Origin of the sequence: Metabacillus sp. 113a (assembly GCF_050107635.1) — a bacterium.
Taxonomy (GTDB): Bacteria; Bacillota; Bacilli; order Bacillales; family Bacillaceae; genus Metabacillus_B.
On sequence record NZ_JBNILJ010000026.1, the window covers coordinates 1 to 19802 of the forward strand.

At 46.4% G+C, this 19802-nt stretch carries 19 protein-coding genes, 1 tRNA gene, 1 other RNA gene and 1 other annotated feature; of the genes, 13 read left to right on the plus strand and 8 right to left on the minus strand.

The genetic code is table 11. The features are described 5' to 3' along the window. Positions 1 to 840: 840 nt before the first annotated feature. A complete protein-coding gene (locus ACQCVE_RS19080; protein WP_426847189.1) occupies positions 841 to 1782 on the minus strand; it encodes a YaaC family protein in 942 nt (313 codons plus the stop codon). Positions 1783 to 1897: 115 nt separating this feature from the next. On the opposite strand from ACQCVE_RS19080, the gene guaB reads away from it, so the two are divergent. The 6 genes from guaB (at position 1898) to ACQCVE_RS19110 (ending at position 8554) form a co-directional block, all read left to right on the plus strand. After that, positions 1898 to 3361, plus strand: coding sequence for an inosine 5'-monophosphate dehydrogenase (guaB, locus tag ACQCVE_RS19085; RefSeq protein ID WP_426863644.1), 1464 nt, complete (start codon positions 1898 to 1900; stop codon positions 3359 to 3361). A gap of 240 nt (positions 3362 to 3601) precedes the next feature. After that, entirely contained in the window at positions 3602 to 4939 is a 1338-nt protein-coding gene (locus tag ACQCVE_RS19090; RefSeq protein WP_426863645.1) for a serine hydrolase, read from the plus strand. A gap of 161 nt (positions 4940 to 5100) precedes the next feature. Beyond that, entirely contained in the window at positions 5101 to 5982 is an 882-nt protein-coding gene (gene pdxS / locus ACQCVE_RS19095) for a pyridoxal 5'-phosphate synthase subunit PdxS (RefSeq protein WP_426847192.1), read from the plus strand. Positions 5983 to 5998: 16 nt separating this feature from the next. After that, entirely contained in the window at positions 5999 to 6586 is a 588-nt protein-coding gene (gene pdxT, locus ACQCVE_RS19100; RefSeq protein WP_426847193.1) for a pyridoxal 5'-phosphate synthase glutaminase subunit PdxT, read from the plus strand. A 53-nt stretch (positions 6587 to 6639) separates the two neighbouring features. Then, positions 6640 to 6839 (plus strand) — a binding site (T-box leader). Between the two features lie 269 nt (positions 6840 to 7108). Next, entirely contained in the window at positions 7109 to 8398 is a 1290-nt protein-coding gene (gene serS / locus ACQCVE_RS19105) for a serine--tRNA ligase (protein WP_426863646.1), read from the plus strand. Positions 8399 to 8461: 63 nt separating this feature from the next. Continuing rightward, a tRNA-Ser gene (locus tag ACQCVE_RS19110) sits at positions 8462 to 8554 on the plus strand. 326 nt (positions 8555 to 8880) lie between these two features. On the opposite strand, the gene ACQCVE_RS19115 is transcribed toward ACQCVE_RS19110, so the two are convergent. The 7 genes from ACQCVE_RS19115 to ACQCVE_RS19145 form a co-directional block, all read right to left on the minus strand. Next, on the minus strand, positions 8881 to 9864 hold the full coding sequence (locus tag ACQCVE_RS19115) for an ABC transporter permease subunit (RefSeq protein WP_426847195.1): 984 nt from the start codon (positions 9862 to 9864) through the stop codon (positions 8881 to 8883). Next, entirely contained in the window at positions 9861 to 10796 is a 936-nt protein-coding gene (locus ACQCVE_RS19120; RefSeq protein ID WP_426863647.1) for an ABC transporter ATP-binding protein, read from the minus strand. The genes ACQCVE_RS19115 and ACQCVE_RS19120 overlap by 4 nt, the downstream gene beginning before the upstream one ends. Positions 10797 to 10903: 107 nt before the next feature. After that, on the minus strand, positions 10904 to 11572 hold the full coding sequence (locus tag ACQCVE_RS19125; protein ID WP_426847197.1) for a deoxynucleoside kinase: 669 nt from the start codon (positions 11570 to 11572) through the stop codon (positions 10904 to 10906). After that, positions 11569 to 12210 (minus strand): deoxynucleoside kinase, encoded by a 642-nt coding sequence (locus tag ACQCVE_RS19130; protein WP_426847198.1) that lies wholly within the window; start codon positions 12208 to 12210, stop codon positions 11569 to 11571. The genes ACQCVE_RS19125 and ACQCVE_RS19130 overlap by 4 nt, the downstream gene beginning before the upstream one ends. Positions 12211 to 12771: 561 nt before the next feature. Further along, the gene (locus tag ACQCVE_RS19135; protein WP_426863648.1) at positions 12772 to 13017 is read right to left on the minus strand and encodes a hypothetical protein; all 246 of its coding nucleotides are present in this window, start codon (positions 13015 to 13017) and stop codon (positions 12772 to 12774) included. Positions 13018 to 13328: 311 nt separating this feature from the next. Beyond that, a complete protein-coding gene (locus ACQCVE_RS19140; protein WP_426847201.1) occupies positions 13329 to 14633 on the minus strand; it encodes a glycosyl hydrolase family 18 protein in 1305 nt (434 codons plus the stop codon). Between the two features lie 58 nt (positions 14634 to 14691). After that, positions 14692 to 15237, minus strand: coding sequence for an isochorismatase family cysteine hydrolase (locus ACQCVE_RS19145; protein ID WP_426847202.1), 546 nt, complete (start codon positions 15235 to 15237; stop codon positions 14692 to 14694). Positions 15238 to 15301: 64 nt separating this feature from the next. Here ACQCVE_RS19145 and tadA point away from each other — a divergent pair, with 64 nt between their 5' ends. The 7 genes from tadA to ACQCVE_RS19180 all read left to right on the plus strand — a co-directional run bounded on the left by tadA (position 15302) and on the right by ACQCVE_RS19180 (position 19498). Continuing rightward, on the plus strand, positions 15302 to 15799 hold the full coding sequence (tadA, locus tag ACQCVE_RS19150; protein ID WP_426847203.1) for a tRNA adenosine(34) deaminase TadA: 498 nt from the start codon (positions 15302 to 15304) through the stop codon (positions 15797 to 15799). Positions 15800 to 15876: 77 nt separating this feature from the next. Further along, positions 15877 to 16142: signal recognition particle sRNA large type (gene ffs / locus ACQCVE_RS19155), an RNA gene on the plus strand. 144 nt (positions 16143 to 16286) lie between these two features. Continuing rightward, on the plus strand, positions 16287 to 17978 hold the full coding sequence (dnaX, locus tag ACQCVE_RS19160; protein ID WP_426847204.1) for a DNA polymerase III subunit gamma/tau: 1692 nt from the start codon (positions 16287 to 16289) through the stop codon (positions 17976 to 17978). Positions 17979 to 17997: 19 nt separating this feature from the next. Beyond that, the gene (locus tag ACQCVE_RS19165; protein WP_426847205.1) at positions 17998 to 18321 is read left to right on the plus strand and encodes a YbaB/EbfC family nucleoid-associated protein; all 324 of its coding nucleotides are present in this window, start codon (positions 17998 to 18000) and stop codon (positions 18319 to 18321) included. Between the two features lie 11 nt (positions 18322 to 18332). After that, the gene (recR, locus tag ACQCVE_RS19170) at positions 18333 to 18929 is read left to right on the plus strand and encodes a recombination mediator RecR (protein ID WP_426847206.1); all 597 of its coding nucleotides are present in this window, start codon (positions 18333 to 18335) and stop codon (positions 18927 to 18929) included. Positions 18930 to 18943: 14 nt separating this feature from the next. Beyond that, on the plus strand, positions 18944 to 19162 hold the full coding sequence (locus tag ACQCVE_RS19175) for a YaaL family protein (protein ID WP_426847207.1): 219 nt from the start codon (positions 18944 to 18946) through the stop codon (positions 19160 to 19162). A gap of 69 nt (positions 19163 to 19231) precedes the next feature. Beyond that, positions 19232 to 19498 carry a pro-sigmaK processing inhibitor BofA family protein gene (locus ACQCVE_RS19180; RefSeq protein ID WP_426847208.1) on the plus strand — a complete coding sequence of 89 codons (267 nt, stop codon included), beginning with the start codon at positions 19232 to 19234 and terminating at the stop codon, positions 19496 to 19498. Positions 19499 to 19802: the final 304 nt, after the last annotated feature.

Genomic DNA, 19802 nt, shown 5'->3' on the forward strand with positions numbered 1-19802 from the left:
AGAGGGCGAGCCGCATACCCGAAACCGCCTTGGCCGATGATGGTGGGAACGCCTCCTCGAGCCTGGCGGCCGGGGGTGCCAGGGATGCCATCTTTGTCGAATCCTCCCGAAAAGTCGATATCCGCCCCGTTTCGGTCGATAAAATGAAATAATAGCCGATATATTGGAAAAATAGCCGATATCTTTCAATAATAGCCGATAAAATGAGAATACCGCCGATATCCTCCAAAACTTCCGGCTTACAAAGCGCCGTAACCCGAATTCTTTCTTGGAATAACCCAATAAAACTCCCAGCCGGACTAGAAACTCCCTAAAAGAGCTGAAATCTCCCTCATACAAACGTTCAAACTGCCAATATCCCTAAACAGCAGTCAATGGCTATCCAGTATTAATTCAAATTCTCAAAAATCAATCGCATCTCCCACATCCAGCCTGCTTCCTCAATACCAACCCCGCTGTCCCGCCCATGCCCATCGCAATATGTGGCTCAAAGCCAACTTCCCGCCGCAGGATGTCCCATAGCAACAACTTGCCCCCATCCCAATACGAAGAGCACGTCCAACCAGTGCCTATCCGCCCCAACACACCACCCGTGCCCGGCCGCAATCCCCCGCATCCACGCCCAATGCCAACCCCAGCGCCACCACTAGCGCCACCCCCAACGCCACCCCTAGCGCCACCCCCAACGCCACCCCTAGCGCCACCCCCAACGCCACCCCTAGCGCCACCCCCAACGCCACCCCTAGCGCCACCCCCAACGCCACCACTAGCGCCACCCCCAACGCCACCACTAGCGCCACCCCCAATCCCAACCCCAGCGCCACCCCCAACCTCACACCCCTAACCCAAAGCTCTCCCGCTCAAATAATCCCAAACCAGTCTCGGAATCTTTTCACCTGTAATCTCCATAAACGAGCTGATATAAATGTAATCACTGGAAGCGCGGTTTTGGATCAGGTCATACCACCATTCCGTTTCATACCGGGAGATCATACTGAGGTTGTAGGATACTAAATAATGAGTCAGAAGCTCAGGCAGGATGAACAGCTGCTGTTTTTCTGCCGGCAGCGAGTATTCCTTTTTTCCGCAGTGGTACGAGAAGAGGGAGGAGGCAAAGGGGGTAAGCGTGTCTTGCGTGTCAATCCTGAACTCCCCGTTTTTTTCTTCTGCAGACAAACCTGTGTGATGTTCAATGATTTCTGCCAGCCTTCGATCGGTTATATGGTAGGCGGTTGCTGCTTCAGGTGGCACAATGATGGCATGGAGATCCTGCTTTAGCGGGATGGGGGCTTTTCCATTCCGGAGAAACGTAAAGCAGGACTCCATTTCCGGTATTCGGCGAAGCAGCATCTCCATGGTGTAGCGGTCGCGATCCATTTCACGGAGATGGAAGAGGGTGCGGGCAGTATGATGAAACAGGCCATTTTTCTGTACACGGACTTCATCCTTTAAAAAGGAGTAGTCCTGCTTTTTCTTTTTGCGGGCAGTAACGCCATGGGCAAGGACGGAGGTTGTTTCCGGATAATGAGGATCCTCTGTCAGGAGGCATGCCTTGATGAGCTGAGACAGTCCGTAGAAGAGCAAAATGGGCCGGATTGAAAAGGGAGCTGCTTCGGCTTGGCGGTAAAAGCTCTCTGCATGCATCAGGTAATAGGTAAAGGGGCAGGAATTGCGGTAGGAAAGCAAGGCTGCTTCAGCTCCGTGTTTTTTATAAATTTTTTCCAGAAACTTTTGGGTGCTTTCTGTTGAATAAAAGAGGATGTATGGTTTCCAGGGTGTCATAAGTATGCGTCTCCAGTTTTCTTAATATTTAAACTCTTCAATGTTGTCTTGACAGTATCTAGGACGTATTGATACTCTACTAATAATATTTTGCGGAATCGAGGGGATTTATATAATGTGGAATGATAAATTTGCTAAAGAAGGTTTGACGTTTGATGATGTTCTGCTGGTGCCGGCTAAATCGGAAATACTGCCAAGAGTTGTGGACCTTAAGGTTGAATTGACCTCCACCCTTAAATTAAATCTCCCTATTATCAGTGCCGGGATGGATACGGTAACGGAAGCGGAAATGGCAATTGCAATGGCCAGACAGGGCGGACTTGGAGTGATCCATAAAAACATGTCCATCGAGCAGCAGGCAGAGCACGTGGATAAGGTAAAGCGCTCTGAGCGCGGTGTCATTACCGATCCATTCTTTTTAACTCCTGAGCATCAAGTGTTCGATGCCGAGCATTTAATGGGCAAGTACCGTATTTCAGGGGTGCCGATTGTGAATACTCTGGAAGAGCAAAAGCTGGTCGGAATTATTACGAATCGCGATTTGCGCTTTATCCAGGACTATTCCATTAAAATCTCGGATGTGATGACAAAAGATAAGCTTGTAACTGCATCCGTCGGAACGACCCTTCAGGAAGCTGAAAGCATTTTGCAGAAATACAAGATTGAAAAGCTTCCTTTAGTGGATAATGAAGGCGTGCTGAAGGGCTTAATTACGATCAAGGATATTGAAAAAGTTATTGAATTTCCGAATTCTGCAAAGGATGTTCATGGACGGCTGCTCGTCGGGGGAGCGGTCGGCGTGACAGCTGATACGATGCTCAGAGTCGAAAAGCTTGTGGAAGCAGGTGTTGACGTTATTGTGCTCGATACCGCGCATGGCCATTCAAAAGGTGTGCTTGATGCGGTAAGAAAAATCAGAGAAACCTATCCGGAACTTAATATCATCGCCGGAAACGTAGCAACCCCTGAAGCGACGAAGGATTTGATTGAAGCGGGAGCAAACGTTGTGAAAGTCGGAATTGGTCCGGGATCTATCTGTACGACGCGGGTTGTGGCAGGGGTAGGCGTTCCGCAAATCACGGCTGTCTATGATTGTGCTACTGAGGCCCGCAATCACGGCGCAACCATCATCGCAGACGGCGGCATTAAATACTCCGGAGATATTGTGAAGGCACTTGCTGCCGGCGGCCATGCGGTTATGCTTGGAAGCTTGCTTGCCGGCACGTCGGAAAGCCCAGGGGAAACGGAAATCTTCCAGGGAAGACGGTTCAAGGTATACCGGGGGATGGGTTCTGTCGGAGCGATGGAAAAAGGAAGCAAGGACCGTTATTTCCAGGAGGACAACAAAAAATTCGTTCCTGAAGGAATTGAAGGGCGCATCGCTTATAAGGGTCCTTTGGCGGAAACGATTTATCAGCTGACAGGCGGTCTACGGTCCGGAATGGGGTATTGCGGAACGAAAAACCTGCATGAACTTCGCGAAAATTCGAAGTTTATCCGCATGACCGGAGCAGGGCTGATTGAGAGCCATCCGCACGATGTGAACATTACGAAGGAATCTCCAAATTACTCCCGGTAACTGCAAAAATGGACAAAATCCAAACATTTAGACAGAGTCTCGTTCTCTGTCTATTTTTTTTATATTTGCTGTGATAGAATTAAATTTGTGTTTCTATTCTTGCAAAAATTTTGCGAAGGTCCGCCTTACCGGGAACGGAAATTTCGTATACTATACTATCCCCTTTACAGCTTTTTTTCCCATAGTCAAACCTATTAAATAGATTAGCAAATGAACTTAACTTGGAGGTAAGTAAACAGCATGAATCAAAAACGTATTTTGGCAGTGTTTATGGCGGCCATCCTGTTTGTGAGCGCCCTTGCTCCGATGAAACAGGCAGCCGCTGCGTCCGACCCGATCAGCATCAATGCAAAGGCATCCATTTTGGTTGAAGCATCCTCTGGAAAAATCCTCTACGGAAATAACATAGATGAGTCGCTCCCAATTGCCAGCATGGCAAAAATAATGACAGAGTATCTTGTTCTTGAGGCGATTGACGAAGGAAAAATTACATGGGAGCAAACGTATACGCCTAACGACTATACATACAGCATCTCTCAAATCCGCGAACTTTCCAACGTCCCGCTCCGAAGGGATGGAAGCTATACAGTTAAAGAGCTTTATGAAGCGATGGCAATCTATTCTGCCAATGGCGCTGCGATTGCTCTTGCAGAGGTCGTTGCAGGATCTGAAGCCAACTTTGTTAAAAAGATGAACGATAAAGCAAAAGAACTGGGACTGAAGGAATACGATTTTGTAAATGCAACAGGTCTTGAAAATAAAGATTTAAATGGCAATCATCCGGAGGGCACGACAGAGGATGATGAGAACAAAGTGTCAGCACGTGACATGGCAAAGCTCGCTTCCCGTTTGATTCAGGATTACCCGGAGATATTAGAAACAGCAAGCATTCCAAGGAAAACATTCAAAGAAGGCACAGAGATGCCGAACTACAACTGGATGCTCAAAGGACTGATTTATGAGTATGAGGGAGTAGACGGATTAAAAACAGGGTCTACAAACTCTGCCGGTTCATCCTTTACGGCTACTGCCGAAAAAAACGGCATGCGTGTGATAACGGTCGTGATGGATGCTTCGGATGGTTCTGGAGACTTAAAATCACCTCGTTTCAAGGAAACAAAGAAATTGCTTGATTTTGCCTTCAATAACTACTCAGTTGAAGAGCTGTATCCTGCCGGTCATCAGCTTAAGGATCAATCTTCTGTTCCGGTTGTAAGCGGGAAGGAAAAAGAAGTTCAGATCCAGACAGACAAGCCTCTAAAAGTGGCTGTTAAAAATGGGGAAAAAGAAAACTATAAAGCGAAATATGTAATTGATAAAAAGAAGCTGAACGAAAACGGCGAGCTGACTGCTCCTTTTAAGGAAAAAGAAGCGGTCGGAAAAATGGTCGTTGATTACAGCGGCGAGGAAAAAGATTACGGATTCCTTTCAGGTGAAACTGGGGGAGAAGTAAACGTGATCACAAAAGAAGGCGTAGAGAAAGCCAACTGGTTTGTCCTTACAATGAGAGGCATAGGCGGATTTTTCGCCGGACTTTGGAATAGTGTAGTACAAACCGTCGGCGGCTGGTTCTCATAAAACGAAGGCACCTTACCAGGTGCCTTTTCCTATCCTTACCTTGAACTTTTAGAATATTGAATATAGAACTGTATAATAGTATAGGATTATTTGGGGTTATGATATAAAATAGAGGATATGAATTCAAAAACTATAATGTTGAGTATAGAGGGGGATTTACAATGAATACAGGCACAGATCGAGTAAAGCGCGGCATGGCAGAAATGCAAAAAGGCGGCGTTATTATGGATGTTGTAAATGCAGAGCAAGCAAAAATCGCGGAGGAAGCCGGCGCCGTAGCTGTTATGGCTCTTGAGCGGGTACCGGCGGATATCCGTGCAGCAGGCGGAGTGGCAAGAATGGCGGATCCTACGATTGTAGAGGAAGTCATGAAGGCTGTATCAGTTCCGGTTATGGCGAAAGCCCGAATCGGACATATCGTTGAGGCACGTGTACTTGAAGCGATGGGTGTAGACTACATTGATGAAAGTGAAGTTCTGACTCCGGCTGATGAGGAATTCCATTTAAATAAACGTGATTATACGGTTCCGTTCGTTTGCGGCTGCCGTGATCTTGGCGAAGCAGCACGCCGCATCGGCGAAGGAGCTTCCATGCTTCGTACGAAGGGTGAGCCTGGAACCGGAAACATCGTAGAGGCTGTTCGCCATATCCGTAAAGTGAATGCCCAGATCCGCAAGGTTGCCGGCATGAACGAGGACGAGCTGATGACTGAGGCGAAGCTGCTAGGTGCACCGTACGAGCTTCTTCTTCAAATTAAAAAAGAAGGCCGCCTTCCGGTTGTTAACTTTGCAGCAGGCGGTATCGCGACACCTGCCGATGCAGCTCTAATGATGCAGCTTGGCTCGGATGGCGTATTCGTTGGATCTGGTATTTTCAAATCCGACAACCCGGCCAAATTCGCGCGTGCTATTGTTGAAGCAACCACTCACTATGAGGACTACGAATTAATCGCCAGCCTCTCAAAAGGTCTTGGTACAGCCATGAAGGGGATTGAAATTTCAACTCTTCTTCCTGAAAACCGTATGCAGGAGCGCGGCTGGTAAAAAGGAGTTTTGGACAATGTATACAATTGGAGTTTTAGCTCTTCAGGGGGCTTTCCGAGAGCATATCCGCTCGATTGAAGCAAGCGGAGCCGCTGCCGTTACGGTAAAGCGTCCTGAACAGCTGAAAGAAATGGATGGCTTAATCATCCCGGGCGGAGAAAGTACGGCTATACGCCGTCTGATTGATAAATACGGCTTCATGGAACCGCTGCGTGAATTCGCGGCCCATAAACCGGTTTTTGGTACATGTGCGGGACTGATCATCCTCGCATCCGATATCGTCGGGTATGAGGAAGGGCATCTTGGCGTCATGGACATTAAAGTCGAACGCAATTCCTTTGGACGCCAGCGTGAAAGCTTTGAAGCGGATCTGAACATTACGGGTGTTGGCGAAAATTTTACCGGTGTATTTATCCGCGCCCCTCATATTGTAGAAGTAGGGGAGGATGTCGAAGTCCTTTCTAAACACAATGGACGGATTGTAGCAGCAAGACAGGATCACCTGCTTGGCTGCTCCTTCCATCCTGAATTAACTGATGATCATAGGATGACCGGTCTCTTTTTATCGATGGTGAAGGAATCAAAAGAAAAAGCATCTGCATAAAAAGGTTGAAACTGGTTCAGACTTGTAGTAAATTATGTACTATCAAAAGAAACGTTAAAGCATTGACAGGAAGCAGTAGCAAATTTTCCTTCTTAAAGAGAGCCGGTGGTTGGTGTGAACCGGTGCTGGAAGTTTGTGAATCCATCCTTGAGTGAAGCATTGAAATGCTTCCGGTCATGGCCGTTATCATGCAGAGCTGGAAGACTTCGGTCTTCAATTAGGGTGGCATCGCGGGTTAACTCCCGTCCCTTTATATAAGGGACGGGAGTTTTTTGTTTTTTTAGCTCTGCAAAATTTGGCTGCTGATTATTATTCAAGGGCGGTGAGCCTCCTCCTGGCTTCGCCGCTGCGGGATCTCACCTGTCCCGTTCTGTCCCGTTGTTCTTAGCTCGGGTCTAACGTCTTCCGCTCCTATCAGCAAGTGTGAAATCAACACGATGCTTTGACAAAGCCATTTTTAAAGGTTATTCAAACTCAATACCTGGTTCTAACAAAATCAACTTTGACAAGGGAGAGATTGCTGTGCTGGACATTAAGTATTTGCGTCAAAATTTCGAAGAAGTAAAACAAAAGCTTTCTTATCGGGGAGAAGATCTGACGGACTTTGAAAAATTCGAAGAGCTGGATACGAAAAGACGACAGTTGATTGCTGCAACAGAGGAGCTAAAGAGCAAGCGGAATGAAGTATCCGGCCAGATTGCTGCTTTAAAGAAAGAGAAAAAGGATGCGGAGGATCTCATTAAGGAAATGCGTCAGGTCGGAGACCGCATTAAAGAGATTGACGAAGAGCTGCGCGGAGTGGAAGAGACGCTTGAGAGGCTCCTTTTATCCATCCCGAACATTCCGCATGAAAGTGTTCCTCAAGGGGATTCTGAGGATGATAACATCGAGGTCCGCACATGGGGTGAGATTCGCGATTTTGGGTTTGAAGCAAAGGCGCATTGGGATCTGGCAAGTCATCTGGACATTTTAGACTTTGAGAGAGCCGCAAAAGTAACCGGGAGCCGCTTCGTTTTTTATAAAGGGCTTGGCGCCCGCCTCGAGCGCGCGCTTTTGAACTTCATGATGGATCTTCATAATGATGAGCACGGCTATACGGAAGTGCTGCCTCCATACATGGTCAACCGGGCAAGTATGACAGGGACCGGCCAGCTTCCGAAATTTGAGGAAGATGCTTTTAAAATCCGTGAGGAGGACTATTTCCTCGTGCCGACAGCAGAAGTACCAGTAACCAATATGCACCGGGATGAAATTCTGGATGCTTCCAAGCTGCCGATCAGCTATACGGCATTCAGTGCCTGCTTCCGCTCCGAAGCCGGTTCTGCCGGGAGAGATACAAGGGGACTGATTCGCCAGCATCAGTTTAATAAAGTGGAGCTTGTGAGATTTGTGAAGCCTGAAAACTCCTATGAAGAGCTCGAGAACCTGACAGGACATGCCGAGAAGGTCCTGCAGCTTCTTAACCTACCTTATCGTGTTATGAGCATGTGTACAGCTGATTTAGGATTCACCGCAGCAAAGAAATATGACTTGGAGGTATGGATCCCAAGCAACGGATCTTACCGTGAAATTTCTTCCTGTTCAAATTTCGAAGCGTTTCAGGCCCGCCGTGCCAATATCCGTTTCCGTCCAGAGCCAAAAGCGAAACCGGAGCCGGTTCATACATTAAATGGATCTGGTTTAGCGCTCGGAAGAACGGTAGCGGCGATCCTGGAGAATTACCAGCAGGAGGACGGAAGTGTGATCATTCCTGCAGTTCTCCGTCCGTACATGGGAAATAAAGAGGTCATTAAGCCAGCTGCTCATTCATAATTCATTTCAAAAATTGTGTTGACAAGCATTTTTATATTGTGCTATATTTATTCTTGTCGACACGGAGGAATACCCAAGTCCGGCTGAAGGGATCGGTCTTGAAAACCGACAGGGGGGTCAAACCCCGCGGGGGTTCGAATCCCCCTTCCTCCTCCATTTAATTATTATGTAACGCGCATAAATTGGAGATTGGTCCGCTGCATGGTTCATGCAGCGGATTTTTTGTGCTTAAAAAAATCTGTGGGGCAGAGTCTGGTTCAAGCGCCTGGGACAGTAGGCAAAGGTGCGTTCCTTCACGGATGTCCAGTAAGTCTGTTTACATTCCGCACCGTCCAGGCGAACCCGTTTCGTCGCGCTGCTCTCAGCCCCTTTACCTATTCTTTAGAAACGATTTTTACTAGGAAACCCCCGGCATATGCATACCGGGGGTTTCCTAGTCTAATCTTTTCTCTCAGCAAGCGTTTAAGGCAGCCTGTCCGCTGTTAAATGCTTACATCTTTTCTCTGGAAAAAGAAAAAGGTGATAGCCATGAAAATCAGATAGTACACAAGCATAACAATGGACGAGTACGTGAGCGTTACGCCTGGGAGAATTTCATCCGCAGCGGCATACTGCATCAAGTTCAGGTGAGGGAACAGCAAGAGCTTTGCCCACTCCTGCTCCAAAGTAATCAGCAGCTGTACGGCTGAACTTAATACATCATTCATAAACAGAACAAAAATTCCAATCCCTACAGCCATGGCCTGGCTTTTGAAAAGGGTGGACAGCATAAAGGCGATCGTTGTGACGACAATCAGATTCGGGATATAGAGAAGGATTTTTTTGAAAAAGATGCCTCCCGCCGATCCGATAACCGGTTCCGCGGCTGCGTCAAATGTCATCGGGATTTCGGCTATTTTAGCTCCGAAGTCCCCCGCACCATACAGGAAGGTGCCGGCCAGGATGCTTGCTCCGGTCAAAAACAGCAGGAGCAGGAGTGAGTATACGACGGCGGCAATGTATTTGGATAAAAGTATTTTCCATCTCCGGTGGGGGCGAATGAGCAGCTGTTTGATCGTCCCGTCTGAAAATTCGGAGGCAACATTTGCACTGGCAATAATGACGCTGAAGAGCGCGACAAAGGAAGTGAGGCCGATGCCGGCTGAGTTCGCAAACTGCCAGTTGCTTCTTTGATTCGGGTTGACATCATTATCTAAATAATACTGGTTTTGGGCAATGGATCCTGAAATGCTTTCCTTTTCCTCATCAGGGATGTTGGGATCTTCGAGATCTTTAGCGAGAGAAGCATTTTCCTGCTCAAGTGTCTGCTTCCAGTCCGCATTCGTATTTGTTCCATCGTCCAGGCTCTCAAAATAGGCAGTCCCGACGGCGGCAATCGTAATGAATAAGGCGATTAGGATAAAATAGATCCAGGATGACTTTTTCGCAAATATTTTAATCCATTCATTTTTGAGTAAATTCATCATAAGAGGGCTTCCTCCTTCTCTCTTGTCAGTTCCAGGAATCGGTCTTCGAGCGATTTTTTCACCGGCGTCATTTCATAGATTTGCACGCCGTGATCAGTCAATTCCTTTACAATCATAGGGAGGGAATCATATTTGGCAGAGAATTTCAGAATTTGCTCACCTGATACGTCAAGATTTTCCGTTAATGAAAGAAAGCCTGGCAGGGAAGCTGCTGCGCCTGCTTCATTGACAACGAGGAGTACTTCCCTCATTTCTTCAGCAAATGCATTGTTTTCATCCTCCATGGAAGACACATGGGTCAGGACGCCCTTTTCGATAATGGCAAAGCGGTCGCACATAAGCTGCATTTCACCGAGCATATGCGAAGAAACAAGGATAGACGTTCCGTTTTCGGCGAGTACCTTCAAATAATCTCTGAATTCCTTCATTCCCTGCGGATCCAGTCCATTGGTCGGTTCATCAAGGATAAGGAGAGAAGGTCCGTGCAAGAGGGCCTGGGCGACGCCAAGCCGCTGTCTCATGCCAAGGGAATAAGTTTTGACTTTTTGATAAATGGCTCCATCCAGCTTTACAAGCTGAACCACTTCCTTGATTCTTTCCTCAGAAATCGGCTTTAATGACATTCGGGCATAGTGCTTCAAATTGGCATAGCCGGACATGTATTTATAAAACTCAGGGTTTTCAACGATCGCTCCCAGTTCGTTCATTGACCCCTTATAGTCGGTATCCACACTGTTGCCTTTTATGAATACCTTGCCGTCCGTCCGATTGATTAACCCGGTAATCATCCGGATAATCGTCGTTTTTCCGGCGCCGTTCGGACCGAGCAAGCCGAAAATTTCTCCTTCTTCCACTCTGAAATTCACATCATTGACTATGTATCGCTTTCCAATCTTCTTTTTGAGCCCTTGGACTTCCAGTACATATGACAAGTCATTTCCTCCTTATTTGTCCAGGATAGCTACTATACGTTTGGTATTGGAAAAAGTTCCAAAAAAAACCTGACGAATAGTTAAACTCGTCAGGTACATACTCAGATTTATCTTTTAAGCTGTCTGGACTGTTTCATAAAGTAGCTGATTTTTTCAAGAATCGGCTCAACCGAACCGCCATCGGCCATTATGTCATAATCGTTGATATTTAATCGCATAACTGGACACGTATTGAAGTTATTAATCCAGTTTTCATAGCGTTCATGCATTTCCTCCCAGTAAGAAACCGGGGTCTGCTGCTCCATCGGGCGGCCGCGCCGTTCGATTCTGGATAAAATGTCTTCAAGGCTTCCTTCAAGGTAAATGAGAAGATCGGGATGAGGGAAGTATGGGGTCATCACCATTGCATCAAATAGATTTGTATACGTTTCGTAATCCACTTCCGTCATGGTACCTTTTTCATAATGCATTTTGGCGAAAATGCCCGTGTCTTCATAAATGGACCGATCCTGGATAAAGCCGCCACCGTATTCGAAAATTCTCTTCTGCTCTTTAAACCGTTCAGCAAGAAAATAAATCTGCAGATGAAAGCTCCAGCGTTCAAAATCCGCATAAAATTTATCCAGGTATGGATTGGTTTCGACTTTTTCAAAAGAGGTCCGGAATCGAAGGGCTTCGGCAAGTGCATTGGTCATCGTTGACTTTCCGACGCCGACTGTACCGGCGATGGTAATCACGGCATCTTTCGGTATATGGTATTGATCTCGCAGGTTCATGTATGGCTGACTCCTTTTAACAAATGATCATCAAGGCGTTTCAGGATGTACGTTAAATCTTCCGGGCGGCGGACAAAATCAAGCTCGTCCCCATTAAAGCGGAGAATCGGTATTTCCGGGTTAATCTGCTCCCATTGAGCCATCGCTGTTTCATAATCTGCAGACAGCTGTTTAAGATATCCCGGGTCGATGTTCTTTTCTATTTCTCTGCCCCGCAAAGAGATTCTTTGAAGAAGCGTTTCAAGGCTGGCGCTTAAGTACAGGATTATATTCGGTTTCGGCATATCGCTTGTCAGAATATCGTAAATTTGGATGTACTTTTTATACTGTTCATCCTTCAGGGTCCGTTTTGCAAAAATCAGGTTCTTATATATATGATAATCGGCAACAACGGCTTTATCCTGAAGCAGGTAATCCGATTGGATCTCTTCAAGCTGTTTATAGCGGTTGCATAAGAAAAACATTTCTGTCTGGAAGCTCCACTCATCAATGTTTTCATAAAATTTACCCAGAAAAGGGTTTTCGTCTACAATTTCTTTTAATAGCTGATAGCGATAATGGTCAGAAATCGCTTTAGCGAGAGAAGTTTTCCCCACGCCGATGGGACCTTCTACGGTGATGAAGGGTACTCCTTTCATGCCGTTTCCTCCTTTGCTGCAATCAATCAACTGGTATAGTAAACCTGCGCGGGCAGGCATTAAAAGGCAGAATCAGTGCAATGAACCATCAATTTAGGCTGTGCTGCGCATAGATGGTGATGTACGGTACAGCCCAAGCATTACGCCCAGCGGCTGTCTTAAATCAGATAAATGCGGGGAACGCAGCCAAGTAAAAAAAGACAAACTTTATTTTATCACAGCGTTTTCCTTTTTGGGGAATTCTTTTGGCTGGCAGAAGGAAATATTAAAACTATATCAAAGCGACGGTGGCCAAGCGGACCGGTGTTCATAAGGCACGGGTAAAGACGGTGTTTAATGCAGTGTGGGACGCGATATGGGAGGTATTGGAAGACGAAGGCGAAGTCAACCTTTACACAAAAGGCCGGTTTTGATGATCCAAACGGTCTTCCCGCATTGGACGGAACCTGCTCACAGGCGAGGATTACGACGTTCCTTAACGTGAAACGATGGCGTTTCGAACAAGCCCTGCGTATGCGAGGTATGAATTTATTAATAATTATTCCTTTTCTGTAAATTAATTCAGAAAAGATAGATTAGATCGTAGATTGCATACGCACCTATTCCAAAAACATTTGCAGCAAGGAATAGTACAACGGGGCGGAATGTTTCCCCTTTTTCCCTTAAACTGCGGAAGCCCTGGGCTGCACTAAGCAACAAAAGCGCGATCAGTAAGAGGATCAAATAAATGCTTGCGCCGTTCATGACAGTCAGGACGGTTAGCGGAATTATCAAAACCGCTAAAGTGGCATCAATAATTTTGTACATATTGTTTCCCTCCTTTACTATGTTCATCAATCGTTCCATTCCCATATTCGCTCGTCTCGTAACCCTAAGGCGGATAGGGGTATATAGAAAAAAGCGACTTCTGCTATTCAGAAGCCGCCCCAAGGATCATTTGTTGACTTGCATTCCAATTGTATATTAGCCATTTCCTAGCTGTTCTACGTCCAGCCAATAACCAGGACTTTCATCGGGCAGCATGTATGCCAAAGGTACTAAAGGATTTCGGTATCCTTCATTCAAGACGGCCTCATCTGCAATCATGGCTTGCACAAAGGTGTCAGGGGCTTGCTGATTTATTGAGCGTCCGCCCCCTGGCGTTTTACAACCTCAAAATTGTCTGCAATCAATAGCCAGTTCTGAGGAAAAGACAATCCAAGCTTCCAATAGCTTACACCCCTTAGCTTCAGGCGTTTGACTAAGTTGAATTTAGCTTGAATGGACCTGGCATCCTCAAACCAGACTTTATGCTCTTTGCCTTTCTCGTCGCGGTAGCTGAAATGAGGGGCCTGATCCTCGCTGCTGTATTCAATGGCAGCATTGTACGCTGCTGCGAGTTTTATGGCTTGCTGGGGACTGATGGCTTTTGCGAACTCCCCTCCAGGTTTAAAGGGGAGGGTCCAGTCATAGCCGTACAGATTTTGCCCCATCATGATTTTTGAGGCAGGCATCTCTGTCAGGGCGTAATTGATTACTTCTTCTACTGAACCGATGGGTGAAACGGGAAGGGGAGGTCCGCCGCTATACCCCCATTCGTACGTCATCAGTACAACAAAATCGGCAATTTCCCCATGTGCTTTGTAATCATGTGCTTCATACCATTTGCCTTTTTGATCGGCTTTGATTTTTGGAGCAAGGGCGGTCGAAAGAAGCCAGCCTTCCTTCTGAAACCGCTGCTTCGCTTTTCTTAAGAAGGCATTGTAGGCATTTTTATCCTCGGGCCTTAAGTATTCCATATCGAAATGGATATCCTGAAATCCGTATTTTTTCGCGGCGGCCGTGATGGAATCAAGCAGCTTATTTTGAATTTCGGGATTGTTCAGCACGACTTTTCCAATTTCATCGCTGAAGCCTTCATCGGTTAAGTTGGTGATTATCATCATCAGGGTCACATTATTTGCGGATGCTATAGCCGGAAGCTTGTTTAACGGGGGCTCTTTGAGCGTCCCGTCCTTTTGGATGCGAAAGCTGAAAGGTCCTAAGTAAGTCAGATAAGGAACGGCTTCCCGGGCACTTTGTTCTTGCTCTTCGGTCACCTCATCCTGAGCTGGCTCTATATAGGCGTTAAATTCAGCCTTTCTTTTTGGGGGCTCAGGGATATACAGACGGAATCCGGCTTGAAGGGGGCTTGCAGGATTGATGCGGTTAACCCGGGCGAGCTCGTTTGGATTAATGGAAAACAGGCGCCCTATGGACCATAGTGTATCCCCGCGTTTAATGGTATAAAACCGTCCTTTAATCGGGATGACGAGAGCCTGCCCGACCACGAGCTGTTCCGGGTTCGGCAGCTGGTTCGCTTGAATGATATCCTCCGCGGCGGTCCCATACCGAAAGGCAATCTGATAAACGGTATCGCCTTGCTTGACTGTATAAATTTGCATGCCGGCTTCCTCCTCATGGGTCTATACAGAAGAATATGAGGAGGAGAAAGGGACTATGCTAGAGCATGATTCTCGAGCTTGGCTGCACATGTGCTTTCAAAACGTTTTCCATCATGCGGAGGGCATATTGCTCATCGTCATCATTGACCGAAGCCATCGTATCAGGAGGCACAATGAGGCTGTATCCCCGCATATACGCATCATTGGCCGTAAAAAGAACGCAGATGTTTCCTGCAAGACCGGTTAAAATAAGCGTATCAATCTTCAGCTGATATAGCAGGGTGTTCAGGGCCGTTCCATAGAAGGCTGAATGCTTCGGCTTTATTAAAAAATAATCTTCATCCTTGGGAGCGATTGCGTCAATTACGGGCGCACTTAAGTGATTCCTGCATTTTTCAGTGATTTTCTCCAGATTGGCCTGCCATAGTTCATAATGGTCATTGATATAAATAACGGGGATGCTGCTTTCAGACGCCTTTATTTTAAGCTCAGCCAGCGGACCTGTGATTTTAGCAGCCTTTTTAGCAAGCTCAGATCCGTATTCAAATTGAAAATCATTAATCATGTCAATAATGAGTAATGCAGCGTGGCGGTTTTGACTCATCTTGTCCTCTCCTTTAAAGTTAGGGTATGCAGGATGAATTTGTTCTATAAGTAAGGAGCGGCAAATGAAAACAGACGAATGGTTTATGAAGGCAGCGATTGAAGAAGCAAGGAAAGCTGAAGCCATTGAGGAAGTGCCGATCGGCGCTGTGGTTGTTCTCAATGGAGAGATTATTTCCGCAGCCCACAATTTAAGGGAAACAGAGCAAAGAGCCATCGCCCATGCTGAAATACTGGCAATTGACGAGGCCTGCCGGAAGCTTGGAACGTGGAGGCTTGAAGGGGCCACTCTCTATGTAACACTTGAGCCGTGTCCAATGTGCGCCGGTGCGATTGTTCTTTCGAGGTTCAGCCGGGTGGTATTCGGTGCACCTGATCCGAAAGGCGGCTGTGCCGGAACACTGATGAACCTTCTTCAGGAAGAACGTTTTAATCATCAGGCGGAAGTGGCAGAAGGGGTGCTCAGGGAAGAGTGCGGGAATCTTTTGTCGGATTTTTTCAGAGGGATAAGAGAACGAAAAAAAGCGGAGCGGAACACTTCAAAAAATTTACAGCTGCCGTGAATTGATTTTTTCACTGAATCAGAGTATACTAAATTATGCGTCCGATAAAGACGCACTTCCAATAGGTATCAATTTTGCCGTGCTAAGCGGGGAGGTAGCGGTGCCCTGTACTCGCAATCCGCTCCAGCGAGGCCGAATCCCTTTCCGAGGTTAGTTGACTGCAGGGTCTGCCCTTAAGTAAGTGGTGTTGACGTCTGGGTCCTGCGCAATGGAAATCCATGAACCATGTCAGGTCCGGAAGGAAGCAGCATTAAGTGGAAGCTTTCATGTGCCGCGGGATAGCCTGGGCCGAGCTAACTGCTTAAGTAACGCTTGTGGCCGCTAATCGACGAAAGGTGCACGGCAGTTATATTATGCATATAAGAACACTCACCCTCATGGGGTGAGTTTTTCTGTATAATGAAAGAAAAGGGTGCTGCTTTTCTGAGCGCCGCCTGTAAGGTATAATACATAATGGATTTTGACTATGAAAAAGGAGGGGGCTTTTGTGGGTTACCAAGCATTATACCGTGTATTCAGACCGCAGCTTTTTCAGGATGTAGCCGGCCAGGATCATATTACCCGGACATTGCAAAATGCCCTGCTTCACAACAAATTCTCCCATGCTTATTTATTTTCCGGCCCCCGGGGGACAGGGAAAACAAGTGCTGCCAAAATTTTTGCCAAAGCCGTTAACTGCGAACAGGCTCCGGTCGCGGAACCGTGCGGAGAATGTTCATCCTGCAGGGGGATTTCGGACGGATCGATATCCGATGTGCTTGAGATTGATGCCGCTTCGAATAATGGAGTGGACGAGATTCGCGATATCCGGGATAAAGTGAAATATGCTCCATCTGCTGTACAGTACAAAGTTTATATTGTAGATGAGGTTCATATGCTCTCGATGGGCGCCTTTAATGCCTTGCTGAAAACCCTTGAAGAACCGCCTAAGCATGTCATTTTCATCCTGGCTACAACAGAGCCTCATAAAATCCCCTTAACGATTATCTCTCGCTGTCAGCGATTCGACTTTAAGCGTATTACTTCCCATGCCATTGTAGACCGGATGAAGACGGTCATGGAAGACCAGGATGCAGAGGCGGAGGAAGAAGCACTGCATGTGATTGCCAGAGCAGCAGACGGAGGGATGCGTGATGCCCTGAGTCTCCTTGATCAGGCTCTTTCATTCAGTGATGAAAAAGTAACGCTCCAGGATTCGCTCCTCATAACTGGTTCGGTCTCGCAGAATCTGCTGACTGAGCTGGTTCAATCCATTCATAGAAAAGAAATTTCAGCAGCGCTGCAAATTTTGAATCAGCTGATGGACCAGGGGAAGGATGCAGCACGTTTTATAGAAGATTTGATTTATTATTACCGGGACATGCTTCTTTATAAAACAGCCCCCAGTCTTGAAGACGTTTTGGAGCGGGTATCTGTCGATCAGACTTTTAAGGACCTTGCCCGGGAAACCGGAGCGGGGGCCATTTACGAAATCATCGATGTTCTGAATAAAAGCCAGCAGGAAATGAAATGGACGAACCATCCGCGGATCTTCCTTGAGGTGGCCATTGTGAAGCTCTGTGAATCCGAAGTGAAGACCGTGCAGACTGGAGGGACGGATCCGGTTCTTTTAGAGAGAATCTCCCTGCTTGAAGCGGAGCTGAAGGAACTGAAGAAAAGTGGTGTGGCAGCTTCAAATCAGCAAGCCCAGGGCCAAAGTGATCCAAAAGCGGCCAAAATGGTCCGGAGCAATTTCAAGGTGCCGGCAGGAAGAATCCATGAGATTCTGAAAGAAGCCACCCGCGGTGATCTGGACGCACTTAAAAAGAGCTGGAGCGGCATGCTTGACCAGCTTCGCACCCAGAATAAAGCCTCCCATGCAGCTCTTGTAGGGGAAAGTGAACCGGTAGCAGCCTCCTCCAAGTCATTTGTGCTAAAATTTAAATATGAGATCCACTGCAAAATGGTCGCCGAGAACAATAATGACGTCAGAACCAATATTGAAGCCATTCTCGCAAATTTACTCGGCAAACGCGTCGAAATGGTTGGCGTCCCCGAGAGGGATTGGGTTAAAATAAGAGAAGAATTCATCCGGGATCAAAAGGATGAAGATTCAGATGCCAATGAAGAGGAAGAAGACCCTTTCATTGCAGAAGCCAAAAAATTAGCAGGCCCGGATTTTATTGAAATAAAAGACTGATACTTAAGGAGATGTTACTATGCGCGGCGGAATGGGAAACATGCAAAAAATGATGAAGCAAATGCAAAAAATGCAAAAAGATATGGAAAAAGCCCAGGAAGAGCTAGGCGAAAAACTGATTGAAGGATCTGCAGGCGGCGGAATGGTTACGGTTATAGCCAATGGGAACCGTGAAATCGTTGAAGTGAAAATCAAAGAAGAAGTGGTCGATCCGGAAGATATCGAAATGCTTCAGGACTTAGTTCTTGCTGCAACAAATGACGCACTGAAAAAAGTAGAAGAAATGACTTCCCAAACAATGGGTCAATTCACTAAAGGAATGAACATGCCAGGTTTGTTCTAGGAGGAAGCTTAATGCATTATCCGGAACCTATATCCAAATTAATTGATAGTTTTACCAAACTGCCAGGCATAGGACCTAAAACGGCCGTCCGTCTGGCCTTTTTTGTCCTCGGCATGAAGGAAGACACCGTTCTTGACTTCGCGAAAGCCCTTGTAAACGCGAAAAGAAACCTGACGTATTGCTCCACATGCGGACATATTACCGATCAGGATCCCTGCTACATCTGCGAGGATAAAAAAAGAGACCGGACCGTTTTATGTGTTGTACAGGACCCGAAAGACGTGATTGCAATGGAAAAAATGAAAGAGTTCAGCGGTCTGTATCACGTCCTTCACGGAGCGATCTCCCCAATAGAAGGGATCGGACCGGAGGATATTAAAGTACCTGAACTGCTGAAAAGACTTCAGGATGATCAGATTCAGGAAGTCATTCTCGCTACGAATCCGAATATTGAAGGCGAAGCGACAGCCATGTACATATCCCGGCTCTTAAAGCCTTCTGGCATTAAATTAACAAGAATTGCCCACGGTCTGCCTGTAGGAGGGGACCTGGAGTATGCTGACGAAGTTACTCTTTCCAAAGCACTTGAAGGAAGAAGAGAATTATAATTGGAGGGTTTTCGTTGCTTTTCAAAAGAAAAGGGCGGTTAAGACAAGATTTTAACCAACAGCTTATCGAACTTCTTATGAAAAATAAATCTGAATGGAATCGTCAAAAGCAGCTAGTGGAGAAAAGCGTAGAACCGTCTGAGGAAGTTCTTTTTGAATTAAAGGTTGCAGAATCCAAATACTTCTTTCTATTAAGAGAAGCAAAAAACAGAAAAATCCGGATGAATCTTTAGCATGGGTTCTACTTAAATCCCTTTTGCATATGCTTGTACAAAACAGGCAGTGCGAAAGAGAGTGGTAACATGAACCCGATTATTGTTTTATCCGCTGCAGGCGGAGCGATTCTCCTCCTGCTTATGAATGGCTCGATATCCAAACCTTTTAAATGGATTGGAAAACTGGCTGTGAAAATTGTAGCTGGTGCCCTGCTCCTGTTTGCTTTAAATGCCCTCGGTTCAGGAATTGGGTTTCACATCCCGATCAATGCCGGTACATCAGCTGTATCCGGACTGCTCGGACTTCCCGGTATTGCGGCTATGTTCGTAATCAAAACGTATATTCTTGTTTAAAAACAAATGGTCCTCCATTTGTTTTTATTTTTAGTTGACACCTCAGTTTGAAAGATGGTATATTGTTATACGTCGCTGTTACATAAGTTGTTTCGAGAAAATAAAAAAAGAAAATAACTATTGACCGACATCGAATTAAGTGGTAAGATAATAAAGTCGCCTCAGAAAAGAAGTGGCAAAAAAGTTCTTTGAAAACTAAACAAATCGAAGTGCCAACGTTAATTCTAAAGTTTTAAACAAGAGCTAGTCAAACTACTTTTTGGAGAGTTTGATCCTGGCTCAGGACGAACGCTGGCGGCGTGCC

What these genes read in the sequence shown, in the direction of transcription:
- ACQCVE_RS19080 (WP_426847189.1), bottom strand. Translation starts at nt 1,782, where the DNA reads ATGACACCCTGGAAACCATACATCCTCTTTTATTCAACAGAAAGCACC.
- guaB (WP_426863644.1), top strand. Translation starts at nt 1,898, where the DNA reads ATGTGGAATGATAAATTTGCTAAAGAAGGTTTGACGTTTGATGATGTT.
- ACQCVE_RS19090 (WP_426863645.1), top strand. Translation starts at nt 3,602, where the DNA reads ATGAATCAAAAACGTATTTTGGCAGTGTTTATGGCGGCCATCCTGTTT.
- pdxS (WP_426847192.1), top strand. Translation starts at nt 5,101, where the DNA reads ATGAATACAGGCACAGATCGAGTAAAGCGCGGCATGGCAGAAATGCAA.
- pdxT (WP_426847193.1), top strand. Translation starts at nt 5,999, where the DNA reads ATGTATACAATTGGAGTTTTAGCTCTTCAGGGGGCTTTCCGAGAGCAT.
- ACQCVE_RS19115 (WP_426847195.1), bottom strand. Translation starts at nt 9,864, where the DNA reads ATGATGAATTTACTCAAAAATGAATGGATTAAAATATTTGCGAAAAAG.
- ACQCVE_RS19125 (WP_426847197.1), bottom strand. Translation starts at nt 11,572, where the DNA reads ATGAACCTGCGAGATCAATACCATATACCGAAAGATGCCGTGATTACC.
- ACQCVE_RS19130 (WP_426847198.1), bottom strand. Translation starts at nt 12,210, where the DNA reads ATGAAAGGAGTACCCTTCATCACCGTAGAAGGTCCCATCGGCGTGGGG.
- ACQCVE_RS19135 (WP_426863648.1), bottom strand. Translation starts at nt 13,017, where the DNA reads ATGTACAAAATTATTGATGCCACTTTAGCGGTTTTGATAATTCCGCTA.
- ACQCVE_RS19140 (WP_426847201.1), bottom strand. Translation starts at nt 14,633, where the DNA reads ATGCAAATTTATACAGTCAAGCAAGGCGATACCGTTTATCAGATTGCC.
- ACQCVE_RS19145 (WP_426847202.1), bottom strand. Translation starts at nt 15,237, where the DNA reads ATGAGTCAAAACCGCCACGCTGCATTACTCATTATTGACATGATTAAT.
- tadA (WP_426847203.1), top strand. Translation starts at nt 15,302, where the DNA reads ATGAAAACAGACGAATGGTTTATGAAGGCAGCGATTGAAGAAGCAAGG.
- ACQCVE_RS19165 (WP_426847205.1), top strand. Translation starts at nt 17,998, where the DNA reads ATGCGCGGCGGAATGGGAAACATGCAAAAAATGATGAAGCAAATGCAA.
- recR (WP_426847206.1), top strand. Translation starts at nt 18,333, where the DNA reads ATGCATTATCCGGAACCTATATCCAAATTAATTGATAGTTTTACCAAA.
- ACQCVE_RS19180 (WP_426847208.1), top strand. Translation starts at nt 19,232, where the DNA reads ATGAACCCGATTATTGTTTTATCCGCTGCAGGCGGAGCGATTCTCCTC.